Origin of the sequence: Streptosporangium brasiliense, assembly GCF_030811595.1 — a bacterium.
In the GTDB taxonomy this organism is placed as follows: Bacteria; Actinomycetota; Actinomycetes; order Streptosporangiales; family Streptosporangiaceae; genus Streptosporangium; species Streptosporangium brasiliense.
Genome location: NZ_JAUSRB010000002.1, coordinates 7067607 through 7083594, shown reverse-complemented (window position 1 = coordinate 7083594; position 15988 = coordinate 7067607). Strand labels below are relative to the sequence as shown.

Genomic DNA, 15988 nt, shown 5'->3' with positions numbered 1-15988 from the left:
TTCATCGGTCCGCGCGATTGACGGCATGGAGCCGGGTTGAGGGGGCAGGTCGCCGGTCGGCCGGCCACGCGGTGCACGGCCATGAGTGATGACAGCCTTAGTCGCGGTCACCGCCCCTCGGTCGCTGTCTGTGTGGGGGTATCCGTGTGATCGGCGGCTGTCGCTCGAATCGACCGGCCGTTGAGCAGGACCACCATCCGGACCAGCGAGGTCGCGCCGCCGACCGCGGTGGCCAGCGTGAGCCCGAACCAGAACAGGGTCCAGGTGGACGGGATCGGCAGGAGCATCGCCACCAGGGGCGGGTAGCTCAGCACCAGCATTCGGAGCCGCCGATCGTCGCGGATCTGCTGCCGGGTCGTCGGGGCCGGGTGCAGGCCGCCGACCATGACCAGGCGCCAGGTGGACAGCACGGTGCCGTACAGCACGAAGAGCATCATCAGGCCGAGGGACTGCACCCAGTCGGGCACGGTGTGGTGATCCGGTGTCGAGGCGGGCAGGGTCAGCGTGGCGATAGGCAGGGCGCACAGAGCCTCGGCGGCGAGGAGCCGGCTCGCGGGCCGCTCGCGGAAGAGCGTCACCAATGGTACTTTCATAATGTATCCGATCGTAAATTAAACGATCGATTTAGTCACGATATGCAAGGAGTGGCTGATGAGAGTCCTTGCCCTCGGCGGCCCGGGCGCGATGGGCCGGGTCGCGGTGCGCGTGGCCGCTGGGCTGCCGGGCGTCCAGGAGATCGTGGTCGCCGACCGCGACGTGGACGCGGCGCGGCGACTCGTCCGCGACCTGGCCGGTTCACGGGTGCGGATGTGCGCCCGAAAGGTCGACGTCGCCGACGAGGCCGAACTGGACGCGGCGCTCAAGGAGGCCGACATCGTCTTCAACAGCGTCGGTCCGTACTATCGGTTCGGCCCGGGGGTGCTGCGGGCGGCGATCCGCACTCGTACGCACTACATCGACATCTGCGACGACTGGGAACCCACCCTGCAGATGCTCGATCTCGACGCCGACGCCCGAGTGGCAGGGGTATGCGCCGTGATCGGCATGGGCGCGAGCCCCGGCATCAGCAACCTGCTCGCGGCCAGGGCGGTGGCCCGGTTCGACATCGTGACCGACCTCTACACCGCCTGGCCCGTCGATGTGCCGGGCTCCGGCGCCGAAGAGACCGACCTACGCGGCTCGGACGGCCGGCCGGTCGCGGCCGCCGTGCACTGGATGCAGCAGATCAGCGGTACGGTCGCCGTGGTGAGCAACGGTGAGGTCGTGCAGCGGCCGCCGCTGCGGCCGGTCACGCTCGCCCTACCTGGTGGCCGCAAGGGCACCGCATACACCGTCGGCCATCCTGAGCCGGTGACTTTGCAACGCAGCTATCGACCGGTCGGAGACTCGGCCAATCTCATGGTCGTCACGCCTGGGACCGTGGCCTATCTGGACGTACTGCGCAGTGACATCGACGGTGGCAGGCTCACCAACGAGACGGCAGCCGCCGACCTGGCCAAGCCCACGATGCGACGCGCCATGAGGGCCGCCGCGCGCGCCGTAAAGTTCAAGACCCCCGGCTCGCTGCCGCCGTTCTTCGCCGTCGCCAGAGGAATCAAGGATGGTCGGCCGACCACGGTCCTGGCCCACCTGACCGGCACGGCCGCGCTGATGAAGGGCATGGCCGAGGCCACCGGGATCCCGGCGGCCCTGGGGCTCGCCCAGTTGCTCGATGGCACCGTCGGCCGGCCCGGAGTCCACCCGCCGGAAACCGCCATTGATCCCGACCGTTTCTTCGCCGACTTGGCGGAACGGGCCAAGCCCATCGCGGTCGTAGTTGAGGAAGGGCCGTGACCGGAACGTCGGCGTCCACGCGACCCGCGCATGCCGGCGGATCGGCCCACAGGGGGCGTCGCGGATGACCTTCGGCTTCGACCGGGTCCGGCCGGTCTCGTAGCGGTCCGGCCTGACGTTTCTGGGTCCTTGGAGTCACGAGACGGCGTGCCGGTCACCTGCGAGCGGCCGCTCTGCGGGCCATGTCGCCGTAGAGGCGGAAGAGGCGGGTGCTCTCGCTGTCCGGGCCGGCGTTCTCGTTCAAGAGTGACCAGCACTCTGCGATCAGTGCGCGCGCTTGACCGCCCGGCCAGGGCTGCGGGAGCAGTTGGGGGGGCAGGAGGGGGTCGGGCTCCATGGCGCGGGTGAATTCGGCGGCCAGTTCTACCGCGATGGTCAGTCGCTCCGGTTCGGAGAGGTCGGCGTGGTCGCGAAGACGCTTCAGGCGCGGTAGGGCGACGGCGGTGAGCCGGTCATAGCGCTCGGCGATCTCGGTCAGTGGCCACAGGGCGCGGGCGAGTGCGGCGGGGTCGTCCCGGTCGCCTTGGCGCAGGTCCCGGGTGGTCGCGAAGGTGAGGTGGTCGAGGACGTCCAGGTGGCGTGCGTGGTCCTTGACGTAGGGTTCCCACGGGTTGGCACTGAGGTACAGGCCGCCCTGGATGGGAGCTCCGCCCAGGCGGGTGAGCGCGGCGCGCAGGGTGTCGCGTGCGGTGCGGGCGGTCTCGGGGACGGCGAAGGCGACCAGGTGCCACGTACCGTCCCAAGGGGCGAGTCCCGCGTCTTGGCGGAAGGCGTGGGCGACGAATTCGACATCGAGGCCCAGGGTCTGCTCGGTGGTACTGGTGGCTCGTAGTAGTGCTTTGCGTCCTCTGCCTTCGTGGTTGAAGCGTCCTTCGGCGACCAGTCGCTTAATGCACAGGCGCACCTGCTGGTCGGTCATGCCCAGCAGGTTGCCGGTGGTGTAGAGCTCGCCGGTGTCGACCGTGAGGTCGGCGCGGACGAGCGCTTCGACGAGCATCCGGGTGGGGACCTGGATGTCCGGTTCCGGCATCTGGGGTGCGGCGATCATGGTGCGGGCCTTCCAGGTGCGGCCGGGGCGGCAGGCCGTGATGGCGACGCCGATCCCTGGCGGGTGCGGGCGGACAGCGGGGTGCCCGGTGTGTCGAGCCTATCGACCTCGCCGGACACCCCCTTGTCTATTATATCTTAAACTATCGAGTAAAAATCGATAGTTTAAAGTTCGAGGAGTGTCATGGTACGCAAGAGACAGCTCGGCCGTGGCGGGTGGCGGGCCGGTCTCGTCGCCGTCGCCGTGCTGGGGCTGGTCGTGGCCGGTCTGAGTGGAGTGGTGGTGTGGCAGAACTCCTACGCCATGAACGAGCAGCGGATGACGATCCGCCAGGACGGACACGATCTGCGCGCGGTGCTGACCACACCGCGGGACGGCGCGCGGCGCCATCCCCTGGTGGTGATGGTCCACGGTGACGGGCCGATCGACGCGACCCATGAGGACGGCTACCGGCCGATCTGGGAGGCGTTCGCTCGCGCCGGGTACGCGAGCCTGTCCTGGGACAAGCCGGGAGTGGCGGGCGCGCCCGGTAACTGGCTGCACCAGTCCATGGACGACCGCGCGCACGAGGTCGCCGCTGCCATAGTTTGGGCTCGGTCCCGGCCGGACATCGACGCCGAGCACATCGGACTGTGGGGCGCCAGCCAGGCCGGGTGGGTCATGCCCAAGGTTGCCAAGCGCACCCCCGTGGCCTTCGTGATGGCCACCAGCACCGCCGTGAACTGGCTCCAGCAGGGCCGATACAACCTGTTGGCCGAGCTGCGGCAGGAGCATGCCTCGGCGGCCGAGATCGAGGGGAGGATCGCCAGGAGTGATCGGACGCGGGAGCTGCTGCGCCGCGGGGCGAGCTTCGAGGGATACGTGCGCACCATGGGGGGCGGCGACGGCATGACCGCCGACCGCTGGGGGTTCGTCGGCCGCAACTACACCGCCGACGCAACCGATGATCTGCTCGCGCTGCGCGGAGTGCCGGTCGTGCTCTTCTTGGGAGGGCACGACATCAACGTGGACTCGGCCGACACTGAGACCGTGTACCGCAAGCAGTTGGAGGCCGGCGGCGCGCTCACGGTCCGCCGGTATCCGGACGCCGACCACTCCATGGTCGACGACGAGCTCGCCCGCTCCGGCTTCAGGCTCACGCTGACCGCAATCTTCGCGCCCCGGTCGGTGTTCGTCTCCCACTACCTGGACGATCAGGAGGACTTTCTGCGCGATCTCCGGTCCTGGAGCTGACCACGGCGTGCGGGCCCGCCGAAACGGAGGGGCGTCGCGGTAGACCATCGAGGGCTTTCGGGCCGGTGCTGCGGTTTCATCCCGACACCGGCCTGAAAGCTCTCATATTTGCCGCCGGTCACCTTCCGGCGGTCCCGTCCGTCACAAGGTCGGTGGTCGGTACGGCTAGGGAGCTGGGGAGGCGGGGGCGGTGTCGGGAGGCTGCCCGATCTCCAGGTCGTCCCAGAAGCGGGCGAGCAGGGCGGCGAACTCCTCGGCCCGCTCGATCTGCGGCATGTGACCGGTTCGGGAGAACAGGTGGATACGGGCCCAGGGCAAAGCGGTCGCCGCGTTGACGAGGTGGGTGGCGGGCAGGATCCGGTCGTGGGTTCCCCAGGTGATGAGCGTGGGGATGCCGAGCCGTGCCACCGCCGCGATCAGGTCCCGGCGCCACCCGAGGTGGACGCCCCGAAGTGAGCCCAGGCCGGCGGCCACGCTCCGCAGGGTTCGGGCCGCCTCTGGTCGCTGGGAGAGTTCGTGCGCAAGGGCGACCCGTTCGGGCGTGGCGAAGGCCGGGTCGTAGAACAGCGAAAGCTCGGTCGACCGTGCGGTGCGCTCGTCGGGGCGTAGCAGCAGCCGCCACAGCAACGGCAGGTCGAGGACGCGCAGTGCCCACGTGACCCGGCGGCCGAATCCGGCGCTGTCGGCCAGGGCCAGCGAGGCAACCCGGCCGGGGTCGTCGGCGGCGAGCCGCATCCCGACGGCACCGCCCAGCGAGTTGCCCACCACGTGCACGGCGGAGGTGACGCCCAAGGCGTCTAGCGTTCTCATCACATGCCGGGCCAGGGAGTCGAGCCGAGGGTTGGGCAGGGGATGGGAGTGCCCGAACCCGGCGAGGTCGATCGCCAGCAGGCGATACCCGGGCAGGGCCGCGCGTAGTGGCTCCCAGTCCTCCAGGCTGCGGCCCAAGCCGTGCAGCAGGATCACCGGCGGACCGGTTCCCGCGACGCGGTAACGGACACGGCATCCGTCGACCTCGGCGAACATGGCGAACGTGGCGGGAGGAGTGGTGACGTCGTGCCGTTCGAGAGGCCCCTGCGCCTCCACCGGCTCGCGACGATGAGATCCCGTCATGTTCGGACGACCTCGACGTCGGTCGGGGTCACGTCCACCACCACGCCGTCGGGGGCGCCGTCAGCGCGCAGCCGGGGCACCTGGCGTACCAGGTCGTGGAAGAACCGCTCGGCGTCGATGACCGACTCAGGTGGGTGAACGCCGGGCCGGACAGGGGGGCCATCAAGAAGCTGCGCCAGCCCCAGGGCCAGCGGGACCCCGGTCGCCTCGGCCATGTCGCCGGTCAACGCGGCGACGCCGGGGGTGTCCGCGAGACGGGCGGTGACGGTAAGCGGGGCGCCGTGCCGCGTTCCCGTAGCGGTGGCGAAGAACGGAGGCAGCGTTCCGGGGCCCTTACGACCCAGCGCCGCCACAGTGGCGCGTAGGCCGCGCCCGACCGATGGCCTGGCCAGATCGGCAGCGGCGGTCTCGTTGCTGAGCTTGCCGGAGTCGATGCCCTGGCGCAGCAGGTCCAGGTAGGCGAGGACCGCCGGGGTGATGACCATGAGGTTGGCGGACCTGCCGGCAGGGCGGAAACTGCGGTGGAAGGTGACCGGCTCAGGATGCCCCACGATGTAAGCCGTACCGGAACGGCCGGGGGCGACGGTCAGGGTGACCGGCTGCAACGGTCGCCGGTGCACGAGCCGTCCGCCGTCGACCACGGCGACCTTGCCGCTGATCTGCTCCATCCAATGCACGGCGGCGGCGGTGGGACGCCCATCGGGGCCGAGCAACTGCTCGTCGTCCCGCCCGACCGTCTCGGAACTGGAGACGTCCACGGGCCAGGCGGTGTACAGGTCCTGGACCGGCCCGTCCAGCGTGGTGACCGCGCGCAGGGCCAGCAGGTTGCTGACCCCCGGGCTGGCGCCCATGCCTACCACCGCGCAGACTCCGGCGGTCCGGGCCTGCTCGTCCAGGCCGAGCATCTGCTGGGTCGGCTCCCAGTCGTCGCAGATGTCCAGGTAGTGGGTGCCGGCCGCGATGGCGGCGCGCAGCACGGTCATGCCGAACCGGTAGTACGGGCCGACCGTGTTGAGCACGACGTCCGCCTGCTCGAGAGCGGCCCGTAGCTCGCCGGCATCGGTCACGTCCACCCGCAGCGGCCGCATCGACGCGCCGGTGCCGGCGAGGCGGCGCACCAGGCTCTGCGCCGCCTCAAGGCACCGGTCCGCCACCACGATCTCGGTCACCCCGGGAAGTCCGGCGGCCACCCGCACCGCGGCCGCTCCCATCGCTCCGGGCCCGCCGAGCGCCAGGATTCTCACCCTCCACCTCCCATGTATCGTTTTTCTTCCGTTCGCATTCTATACGATAGGTTTAGCGATGACGGAAGAGTCGCGACCGACCAGAACCCAAGGAAGGGGTGCCGGACACAAGGACGCCAGGGCGAGACGAGCCCGGCCCGGGCGGCACGTCGCCGTCGTCGGCGCGGGGTGCGCGGGCCAGGGCACGACCATCCGCCTGCTCCGGGAAGGCCACCGGGACCTAGAAGTCCGCTGAAGATCCTGCGTTCTGGCCTTGCGTCAGACGATGCAGGGCCAGACTCATCGGCGTGCAGGGTGAATGGGCCGGAGAGCTGATCGGACCGGATGTGTGGCAGACCTGCCGGGAGTTGATCCCGACAGGGAGCGTGTTCGCGTTCATGGCCGAGCACCGCCAGGCGTTGTTCCCGGCGGAGATGTTCACCGACATGTATCCCTCGGCCAACGGGCGACCGAGTATGCCGCCCCAGGTGCTGGCCGCGGCCCTGGTGTTGCAGGCCCTGTCGGGGATATCGGACTTCGAGGCGGTCCGGCAGTTGCGATGTGACCTGCGGTGGAAGGCCGCCTGCGGGCTGGGGGTGTATGACAGCGCGTTCGATCCGTCGTTGCTGACCTACTCTCGCCGTCGTCTGGCCCGCTCAACCGACCCGGACCGGATCTTCACCCGGGTCAAGGAGGTCATCGCCGCCACCGGGGTGCTTAAGGACAGGCAGCGGCGGGCGCTGGATTCCACCGTGCTCGATGACGCGGTGGCCACCCAAGACACCATCACCCAGCTGATCTCCGCCGTTCGCCGGGTGATCCGTCAGGTGCCCGGCGCTGATCAGATCGCCGCCGCCCAGTGCACCGGCCACGACTACGCGGGCGATCCAGGCAAGCCGCGCATCGCCTGGAACGACGAGCAGGCGCGGGAGGTGTTGGTGGATGCGCTGGTCGGCGACGCGATCCGCCCACTGGCCCATCTGCCCCAACAGCCGCTGGGCGAGCAGGCCGCCACCGCGGTCGGCCTGCTCGCGCTGGTCGCCTACCAAGACGTTGAGCCTGCCGAGGGCTCCGATGGCACCGACGGCCGCTGGCGCATCGCCCGGCGCACCGCTCATGACCGGATCGTCTCATGCGTCGATCCCGAAGCCCGGCACATGCACAAAAACCGCACCCAGCGCCAGGACGGCTACAAGGCGCACCTGGCCGTGGAACCGGAAAGCGGGATCTACACCGCCGTCGCCCTGCGCCCCGGCACCGGAGCCGACCACCATGAAGCGGCCGTAGCCGAACAGCTGTTGAACGGCGAAGACGGGCCGGTCACCGTGCTGGCCGATGCCGCTTACGGCACCGGCCAAGCCCGCCAGAGGCCGCCGGCCACACGCTGATCGTCAAACCGCCCCCGCTACGCCAAGCCGTTCCCGGTGGCTTCACCATCAACGACTTCACCGCCGACGCCGTCGCGAGCACTGTCACCTGCCCGGCCGGGCACGTCGTTGTCCTGGGCCGGCCGCAGGTCAGCGGCGCCCGCATCGCCCAGTTCAAGAAACGGTGCACTACCTGCCCATTACGGGCCCGCTGCACCACTTCCACAACCGGGCGCAACGTCAACGTCCATCCCCACCATGACCTGCTGGCCGCTGCCCGTCGCCAAGCCGCGACCGACTCGGCATGGCAGGCCGACCACCGATGCCGTCCGAGCGGCCGTCACCTTGCCGTTCCGTAACGGCGGCACCGAAGGCGTGAACATCAAGACCAAGCGGATCATCTGCCAGATGCACGGCCGGGCCGGCTTCGCACTGCTCCGTCACCGCATCCTCTTGGCCTAACTCTCAGTTACCACTGTAAGAGAGACAGAGCCGTTGATTGGACAGAGCCGATGTATAGCCGTCATGGCCGGCGATTATTACCGGGAACCCGCCCGGCCGGCCCGTCGGTGTCGGGGAGGTGTCAGATGTCGAGGGTCTGCCTGAGCCAGTCGACGACGATCGGCATGACCTCGGGCAGCTTGGTGACGGCGCAGTGGCCGGTGCCAGGGATGAGCTCGACGCGAGTGTCGCGGCGGCCCTGGAAGACCAGGGTGTCGTGCTGGGGCACGTGGACGTCGTCGGCCCCGTTGATCACGAGCATGGGGCCGTTGGTGTCCTGGTCGAGCAGGTGGCGCAGGTTGAACTTCGAGAATCCCGCCGACAGCTCTTCGGGGCTGGGGAGTTCGTCGAAGCCGAGGGCATTGCCGACGATGCCTTCCATGCCGAAGGCGAGGGAGCGTCCGGAGGCGAAGGCGGCTTCGACGGGGCCGCCGAGGTTGATGGCGGCGTCCACGACGCCGGTGAGGCCGGTGCGGGCGGAGTAGTAGCCGCCCATGGACAGGCCGAAGTGCGCCACCTGCCCATTGCCCGTCTTGCGGGCCTCGGCGATGAGGCCTTCGATGATTTCGGTGCCGCCGTCGTGGGTCATCGGGACGTGGCTGGTCTCTCCGGTGCCGGGCAGGTCGAAGGCGATGATGCGGGTGCGGGTCTGCAGGGCGATGCCGACCAGCATGGAGTGCAGGTCCATCTTCCAGCCGTCCACGCCGCCGCTTGCGAGGGTGACGGGAGCGTCGGCGGGCAGGCCGGGCGCGGCCAGGACGTGCACCGGGACCTGGGTCCGGCTGCCCTGGTGGCGGAGGGTGAGGACGTGCCGTTCGAAGTCGACGGGAAAGTCGGCGGCGGCGAGCTGGTATTCCTCGACCTGACGGGCCAGGGCCGTGCGCTTGGGCTCGTTGGCCAGGGTGGGGAACTTGGCGTAGCCGTAGGCCAGCGCCGCCAAGTCGTGCTGTCCGGCGGCGGCGTAGCGGCCGGCGAGCCGCGACCATTCGTATACCCAGCCGCCCGGGGCGTCGGGCCACATGGCGGTGATTGCGGCGCGGACGGCGTCGACATCGTGGGTGGGAAGGCCGAAGGCGACCATCTGCGGGTAGCGCTCGACAAACAGGTCGCGCGGGTCCTGAGGCCATACGAAGGACATGTCGCTCTCCTCTCGCGTCACTACCGACGACGCTAAAGCAAGAAAATTTGCTTCAACCACAGTGGTGCACACTCGGTGAAAAAGCAAGAAAACTTGCGTTACCGTGGGTGTGAGAGGTGATGCATGTGAGTGACGGCGAGATCCAGCGCAGGCCCGGCGGACGGGCCGTGCGAGTACGCCAGGCGGTGCTCGACGCCGCCCTCGAAGCATTGATCGAAGGCGGAACGATCAAATTCAGCTTCGCCGACGTCGCCAAACGGGCCGGAGTGAACGAGACCTCCATCTACCGGCGCTGGCGGACCCGCGAGAATCTCCTCACCGACACCCTGCTCGCCGCAAGCGACCGTCGCATCCCGGTACCGGACACCGGCTCCGTACGAGAAGACCTTCGGATCTTCGCCACTCTGGTGACGGACTACCTCAACAGCCCCCTCGGCGCTGTGTTCGCCCGCGTCGCAGTGATCCCCGTTGAAGACCCGGAGATGGCCGAGGCACGCGAAATGTTCTGGCGATCAAGGATCGAGCTGGCCGCAGTGATGATCGAACGCGGCGTCACCCGAGGTGAGTTGCGCGCCGGGATCGATCCGCGCGTGGCGCTCGAAGCACTGATCGCCCCCCTGCACAGCAGAGTGCTGCTCCTGCAGGAGCCCCTGGGCGAAGAACTTCCGCGCGTACTGGCCGACCTGGTCCTGGACGGCCTGGGGGCACGCGACAACGACACCGCGCCAAAGACATGACCACATGCGACGAGGCCTTCTGGCGCGCTGCCGCCCTTCCCCACGCGACCGACTCTCCCCGGGCCACGGAGTAGGCCATCCCTGCACCCTGCCGCGAGTAGTTCATGGGCCGATGACGGTGGTCACCGCGTCCAGCAGGATGCGGTGGCGAGCGTCGCTCAGGGCGTCGGCGGGTACGGTGCATGGCAGGAAGTCCAGGGCAGGCCGACGGCGAGGGTCACCGAGGCCGGGGTGGCCGAAGGCCGTGGGAGAGCCGAGCCGCTAGGCACGGCTGGGCAGGGCGAATCCGCGCCCGAACGCCGTCGGGAGACCGAGTACCCGGTCCCGTCCGACGGTGCGCGGCCGTACGGCGGCACTCAGTGTGCGGTCGCTGATGAGCGGGTCCTCGGTCCCGGGCAGGAGCATGGCGTAGAGCCGGGCCAGGGACCGCACGATGGCGACGGCATCGGCGGCGAGGAGCTGTCAGGCGGAGGTATCCGGGCGGCGTACCCAGAGGTCGGGAGAGTCGGTGATGGCTCCCTTCGCGCAATTCAACTCCGGCAACATCATCGAGGCCACCCCGGGCGTGGCCAGGAACACAGCCCGCCGTCCACGACCGCGCTCCAGCCGGAGTGACCTCGCAGGCACACCCGTACCCGCTGGTCGGTCAATCCGCGCAGCTCGGCCATCTCATACAAGGCCGGGCCGTCGAGTCGTCCGTCCCGGTCCATCATGGCCGGCATGACCGTCCGGGTGGTATTGGAGGAGCCGGAGGTCCTCATCGGCGGAAATCCGCCAGCCCCTTCGGTGCCAGACTGATCGGTCACGATGCGGGATTCCGGCCGTCGAAGACCATTCCCTTGCGGAGGTCGGTGAACACGAAGGCCAGCCTGTCGAGCAGGTAGTTCTGTGAGACCACCCACGGATCGCGCTCGCCCTGCTGCGGAAACAGGTGAGCGGAGCGTTGCACGTAGTTGGAGGTCAGACCGAGCAGCGGACGCCGTGCCCGTCCGGGCGGGAGCGTGGGCATCGCGGTCGCGTAACCGTGGCGCCTCATGTAATCGAGCAGCCGGACGACGTAGCGCGTGGACATGTCCGCCCGTAACGTCCACGACGCGTTGGTGTAGCCGACGCAGAAGGCCAGGTTGGGCACGCCACTGAGCATCAGCCCGCGGTAGGCGGTGGCATTCGCCATGTTGACCGCATGTCCGTCAACTGACAGGTTGATCCCGCCGAACGGCATCAGCGACAACCCCGTCGCAGAGACGATCACATCAGCCTCCAGAAGTTCCCCGGAGTCCAGCACGATCCCGTTCTCCACGAAGCGCGTGATCCGATCCGTGACCACCGATGCCTTCCCGGTGGCCACGGCCCGGAAGAAGTCACCGTTGGGTACGACGCACAGCCGCTGGTCCCACGGCTCATACCGGGGAGTGAAGTGCCTGTCCAGGTATGCCGGATCCGCCAGGAACCGGAGCGCGGACCTGCGTAGCTGCCGCTTGGTCTGTTCGGGAAAGCGCCTGCTCAGCCAGTAGGTCAGCTGGCTGCTCAGCACGTTCTTCTCGCGGATAAGCGTGTGCGCGATTCGTGCGGGAAGATGTCGGCGCAGCACGTCGGCCATCCGGTCGACATCGGGCAGCGCGGCCAGATAGGTCGGCGACCGCTGCAGCATCGTGACGTGCGCCGCCGTCGTGGCCAGCGAGGGGATGAGGGTGACCGCAGTGGCTCCGCTGCCGATCACCACCACCCGCTTGCCCGTGGTGTCGAGATCCTCGGGCCAGAACTGCGGGTGCACAAACCGGCCGCCAAACTGCTCCACTCCCGCGAACTCGGGCTGATGGCCGCGCTCGTAGTCGTAGTAGCCGGCACAGATATAGAGGAACGAACAGGTCCACACCCGGGAGTCGCGACCTTCCCGGGTCTCCACCACCCATCGGGACCGCTTCCAGGACCATGAGGCCGCGACGACCTTGGTTCCGTAGTGGATGTGCCGGTCGACGCCATGCTCGCGTGCGGTGTCTTCGATGTAGCGGCGGATGCTGTCGCCGTCGGCCAGCGACTTCTTCCCCCGCCATGGGTGGAACGCGTAGCTGAGGGTGAACATGTCCGAGTCCGAACGGACACCTGGATAGCGAAACAGATCCCATGTGCCACCGATATGATCCCGGGCTTCCAGAACCGCGTAGGTCCAGTCGCACCGCTGCTGCAGGCGCCACGCGGCGCCTATGCCGGACAGACCCGCCCCGATGATCAGCACATCGACGTGTCGGGGGGAACCTCCCCCAGAATCTATCTCACTACATACGGTCGTCATGAAAACGACCGTATCATGAACGATAGATTTGATGGGAGGGCGGTCAGCTCGATGGCGATGTCGTCGGCCAGGTCGGGACAGTCCAGATCGTCGTCCCAGAGCTGGAGCGTCACGGCGGCGGTGGCCAAGAGTTCTTCGGCCTTGGCTTCGCTCCAGGCGCCGCAGGAGTGGCGGTGTAAGAAGCGGGCCAGCCGGGCCCTGCCCAGTCGCCGGACCGTGCGCGGGCAGGCGTAGCCGGCGGCCAGGAACTTCAGCGGGTCTTGTTGGCCAGGTCGGCCCAGGGCGGCGTGCCATCCCGGCCCAAGGATCTCCAGCAGCGCGTCCAGGCGGGCGAGTGTGGCGGTGCGGCGCCGCACCAAGGTGGAACGCAGCTTGATCGCCCGGCGCAGCGAGTCCCCGAGGCCGAGCCCTTGCCCGGTGTGCAGCCCTTCAGGGCGCAGCAGCGGCAGGCGCGCCAAGATCCGGGAGTCCAGTCGGTCGGACTTGGCGTGTTTGCTGTAATAGGCGCGCAGGTCGGCGGACCGTTCGGGCGGCACCATCACCACCGCTGCGACTGCGCTGAAACCACGCCGCCAACGGCACCCAGGCGTTGCGGGTGGGCTCCATGATCACCGTCACCATCGACGGGTCGGTCCCGGCCGGAAGCATCACCCACAGCCGTTCCAGATCTTCGGCCGTGGTGCGAAACCGGCGACCTGACCAGGCGAACTCCACCTCGCCGGCCGAACAAAGTGAGCATCTTGGGGACACCACCAAGTTTGAATGTCGGTGAGGACTCGGGCGATGGTGATGCCGTGGCTGGTGAAGAAGCTCTGGGCTCGGCGCCAGAACGCGGTGGTGGTTTCCTTGGTCTCATCGGCGTGGATCTCGGTGTAGGCCAGGCGGGAGTGGTCGTCGACGGCGGCGTGGACGTAGTCGTAGCCGATGCCCCGGCCGCGTACCTGCTCGCTGCGGCCGTGGGCGCGCCAGCCGCCGCCGTCGGGGATGCGGCCGATCTTTTTGACGTCGAGGTGGATCAGGTCGCCGGGCAGTTCATGTTCATAGCGCAGCGAGCTGGTGCGGCCGGTGCGGATCGGGGTGCCGGTCAGCGGGTCGCAGTCGGCCAGGTGCGGCATGTGGTGGCGGCGCAGGATGCGCGAGACGGTGCGTTCGGGCACGCCGGTGTGGGCGGCGATGGGGGCCGGTCCGCAGCGCAGGGCGCGGCGGCAGGTCACGACGTGTTCTTCGACGGCTGCGCAGGTGCGGTTGGCCACGCGGTGCGGGCGCGAGGAGCGTTCTCGCAGTCCGGGCCAGCCGTCCTCGTCGTAGCGGCGTACCCAGCGGTGGGCGCATTGGCGGGAGATGCCCAGTTCCTTGGCCACGTGCGCGACGGGCCGGCCGTCGAGGCGGACGCGCCGTACCAGCAGGGTACGGCCGTGCAGGGTCAGGCGGGCGTTAGCGTGGGCCACGAAGACCTCCGGTTGAGTGGTGAGGACGGCAATCTCCACCACATCCGGAGGTCTTCTTATTGATCAAGCATCAGCCACGGCGTGTCACCAACCTGCTGGCCAAGTACAACTAGACCCGCCTGGTCGCGCTGCCCGGGGGCACCCAGGCCGAGCAGGTCCGTCCTTATCTGACCGGCAGCGTCCTGGCCGTTCCGCAACGGCTGCGGCGCTCGCTGACCTGGGACCGCGGCCGGGGTGCCCTGAGCCGATCACATGCATCGACCGAACGATTTTTCGACATCCGACGCGGACATCGAGCCCACCGGCATCGGAACGGTGGTTGACGGCAACTCCGCCCATGTCGGCTCGCTGACGCCACCGACCGTTCCGTTGTCGGTCAAGCCCCAATCCGGCGCGGACGGGCTTGTCGAGCATCTTGAAAATCTGCTGCATGATGTGCCGGAAACATTTTCCTGATTGTGGATGGGAATCCGGCGCATCGATACGCTCAGACCAAAGCGTTCGTCAAGTCGACGAAAGGCCGGTTGGAGTTGTTCTCTTCCGCCGCACCCGGCCCCATACCCCTGGGTTTAGCTGCCTTCTCAGTAATACATGAACGTTGCCAGAAGGCCGTTGCTCATGATCTGGGTGAGAAGCTCCCCTGGCCCGGCCCCCCATGCATTGGCGGCGTTGGCCAAGGCGTAGACGTCCCCGTAGTTGCCCATCCAATGCCATCCCGGGACCGCAGCCGCGTTCGCCGCGGAGCACGCCTTGAAGAGCTCGATGCCCTGTTGAGTGGTTAGGACCTGATCACGAGCCGGCTCGTAACAGGTAGGGGCCGCGCTGGTCGACGCCTTCGGGGCGGGTGCGTCTGCCGACGCCGAAGCCGACACGCCGATCACTAGCGCGGCGGAAACGGACACCAGGGCGAGTACGCGTAACCGGTTCAAGGTTTGACCCTCCTATGAGGTCCCGAGTGTTCGAGAGCGAACACCGGAATAATCTAACGACGGACTGCCCGCGTCGATATCGAAACTCGAAAAAGAAACCAGAGAGACAAAACAATTTGGTGGTGCAGTTGGGGTGGGCACCAACTGCACACCGATAAAGCGGCGCCCACCAAAAAATCACTGATACTCCTCATCCAGTCTCATCCAGTCGCATGGACCGAGCGGAGGGCCCGGTGCCCGATGCCGGTGGCCGACGATCGCGAGCAGTTCGAGTCCCGGCACCTGGCCGGCCATTTCTGGTCCACGATCGAAAAGCCCGCGCCCGACCAGGCGGACCTGCGCACCGACGGTGAGTTCTACCGGCGGTGGCGCGAGCAGGTCGCGGCCCGGGCCGACGGGAAGGGACGCCGCGAGTTCGAGCCGATCCTGCGTGCCATCCGAGCCTTCTACGCCGACCTGCGAGCCTGGGCCGCCGCCGAGGCCGAGCAATGGGCGATCTGGGTCGTGCCCTGTCCCGCCGGCGACGCGGAAGTCCGCGGCTTCGGGGTCCGCAAGCGGCGCGTCAAGGAACGGATGGACGACAGAACCCGCCAGCGCCAACCACTGCTGAGCACACTCGTGGGATATATGGAGGCCCGGTACGGGCACCGACGCGCCCTGCTTGAGCACGCCGCCGCAGCGGGCGACGGGGAAACGGTCATCCTCGATGGCCGTAGCTACCAGCGTTTGTGGAGCCGGGTCGACGAACGGCGGATCAGGCTCGGCGGCAAGGCGAACGTACGTGAATAAGGGACTTGCGATGAAAGCGTGAGGTGCCCCTCTCGGCTCGGGGCCTGATGGGTGCCCCGCAGCCGCATGCCGAGTCGTACGCCGTGACCCATCCCGGCTCCGGACGGCCAGTGGCCACCGCTCCCTGGGCCGTCACGCCCGTGACGGGCCGCGCGACCTTCGACGGGGCAGGACCCCCGCCCCGTCGCGGCCTGCCCTCCGGGTACCTGTCCAGAGATACGGACTGGACTGCATAGTTCCGATGCTGCCCGTGACGGCGTGTGCAAGACTCGCTGAATGGCCTTTGCTGTGCTGCGGGCCGCATGCGGCCCGCAGCACAGCAACCGGGATCGGACA

The 15988-nt window shown here is 68.4% G+C and carries 14 protein-coding genes and 2 pseudogenes; 7 read left to right on the top strand and 9 right to left on the bottom strand.

The genetic code is table 11. From position 1 onward, the window contains the following. Positions 1–107: 107 nt before the first annotated feature. Positions 108–593 carry a hypothetical protein gene (locus tag J2S55_RS41180; RefSeq protein WP_306872499.1) on the bottom strand — a complete coding sequence of 162 codons (486 nt, stop codon included), beginning with the start codon at positions 591–593 and terminating at the stop codon, positions 108–110. 58 nt (positions 594–651) lie between these two features. Here J2S55_RS41180 and J2S55_RS41175 point away from each other — a divergent pair, with 58 nt between their 5' ends. Continuing rightward, the gene (locus J2S55_RS41175) at positions 652–1833 is read left to right on the top strand and encodes a saccharopine dehydrogenase family protein (protein ID WP_306872497.1); all 1182 of its coding nucleotides are present in this window, start codon (positions 652–654) and stop codon (positions 1831–1833) included. 154 nt (positions 1834–1987) lie between these two features. Here the strand turns inward: J2S55_RS41175 and J2S55_RS41170 are convergent, their stop codons facing one another. Then, on the bottom strand, positions 1988–2881 hold the full coding sequence (locus J2S55_RS41170; RefSeq protein WP_306872495.1) for a PaaX family transcriptional regulator C-terminal domain-containing protein: 894 nt from the start codon (positions 2879–2881) through the stop codon (positions 1988–1990). 183 nt (positions 2882–3064) lie between these two features. Between J2S55_RS41170 and J2S55_RS41165 the strand changes: the two genes are divergently transcribed. Then, positions 3065–4114: an alpha/beta hydrolase family protein gene (locus tag J2S55_RS41165; RefSeq protein WP_306872494.1), complete on the top strand. Its 1050-nt coding sequence runs from the start codon at positions 3065–3067 to the stop codon at positions 4112–4114. Between the two features lie 165 nt (positions 4115–4279). Here the strand turns inward: J2S55_RS41165 and J2S55_RS41160 are convergent, their stop codons facing one another. Together J2S55_RS41160 and J2S55_RS41155 are read right to left on the bottom strand one after the other, a co-directional pair. Further along, the gene (locus tag J2S55_RS41160; RefSeq protein ID WP_306872492.1) at positions 4280–5227 is read right to left on the bottom strand and encodes an alpha/beta fold hydrolase; all 948 of its coding nucleotides are present in this window, start codon (positions 5225–5227) and stop codon (positions 4280–4282) included. Then, on the bottom strand, positions 5224–6471 hold the full coding sequence (locus J2S55_RS41155) for a saccharopine dehydrogenase family protein (RefSeq protein WP_306872491.1): 1248 nt from the start codon (positions 6469–6471) through the stop codon (positions 5224–5226). Before J2S55_RS41155 ends, J2S55_RS41160 begins: the two co-directional genes overlap by 4 nt. Before the next feature lie 287 nt (positions 6472–6758). Between J2S55_RS41155 and J2S55_RS48680 the strand changes: the two are divergent. Both J2S55_RS48680 and J2S55_RS41145 read left to right on the top strand, forming a co-directional pair. Next, a pseudogene (locus J2S55_RS48680) lies at positions 6759–8176 on the top strand (IS1182 family transposase). Beyond that, a complete protein-coding gene (locus tag J2S55_RS41145; protein ID WP_306875933.1) occupies positions 8076–8279 on the top strand; it encodes a hypothetical protein in 204 nt (67 codons plus the stop codon). Before J2S55_RS48680 ends, J2S55_RS41145 begins: the two are co-directional and overlap by 101 nt. A 121-nt stretch (positions 8280–8400) precedes the next feature. Here the strand turns inward: J2S55_RS41145 and J2S55_RS41140 are convergent, their stop codons facing one another. Then, positions 8401–9456: an alpha/beta hydrolase gene (locus J2S55_RS41140; protein ID WP_306872489.1), complete on the bottom strand. Its 1056-nt coding sequence runs from the start codon at positions 9454–9456 to the stop codon at positions 8401–8403. A gap of 125 nt (positions 9457–9581) precedes the next feature. On the opposite strand from J2S55_RS41140, the gene J2S55_RS41135 reads away from it, so the two are divergent. After that, the gene (locus tag J2S55_RS41135; RefSeq protein WP_306872487.1) at positions 9582–10193 is read left to right on the top strand and encodes a TetR/AcrR family transcriptional regulator; all 612 of its coding nucleotides are present in this window, start codon (positions 9582–9584) and stop codon (positions 10191–10193) included. Between the two features lie 261 nt (positions 10194–10454). Here J2S55_RS41135 and J2S55_RS41130 read toward each other — a convergent pair whose 3' ends face one another. The 4 genes and pseudogenes from J2S55_RS41130 to J2S55_RS41115 form a co-directional block, all read right to left on the bottom strand. Further along, on the bottom strand, positions 10455–10625 hold the full coding sequence (locus J2S55_RS41130; RefSeq protein WP_306872485.1) for a hypothetical protein: 171 nt from the start codon (positions 10623–10625) through the stop codon (positions 10455–10457). 370 nt (positions 10626–10995) lie between these two features. Next, positions 10996–12429 (bottom strand): flavin-containing monooxygenase, encoded by a 1434-nt coding sequence (locus J2S55_RS41125; RefSeq protein ID WP_306872482.1) that lies wholly within the window; start codon positions 12427–12429, stop codon positions 10996–10998. A 53-nt stretch (positions 12430–12482) separates the two neighbouring features. Next, on the bottom strand, positions 12483–13025 hold the full coding sequence (locus J2S55_RS41120) for a transposase (protein WP_306875823.1): 543 nt from the start codon (positions 13023–13025) through the stop codon (positions 12483–12485). Between the two features lie 225 nt (positions 13026–13250). Then, a pseudogene (locus tag J2S55_RS41115) lies at positions 13251–13934 on the bottom strand (helix-turn-helix domain-containing protein); the annotation flags it as partial. Between the two features lie 252 nt (positions 13935–14186). Between J2S55_RS41115 and J2S55_RS41110 the strand changes: the two are divergent. Beyond that, positions 14187–14390, top strand: a complete 204-nt coding sequence (locus tag J2S55_RS41110) for a hypothetical protein (protein ID WP_306872480.1) — start codon at positions 14187–14189, stop codon at positions 14388–14390. A gap of 713 nt (positions 14391–15103) precedes the next feature. Next, entirely contained in the window at positions 15104–15652 is a 549-nt protein-coding gene (locus tag J2S55_RS41105; protein WP_306872478.1) for a hypothetical protein, read from the top strand. Positions 15653–15988: the final 336 nt, after the last annotated feature.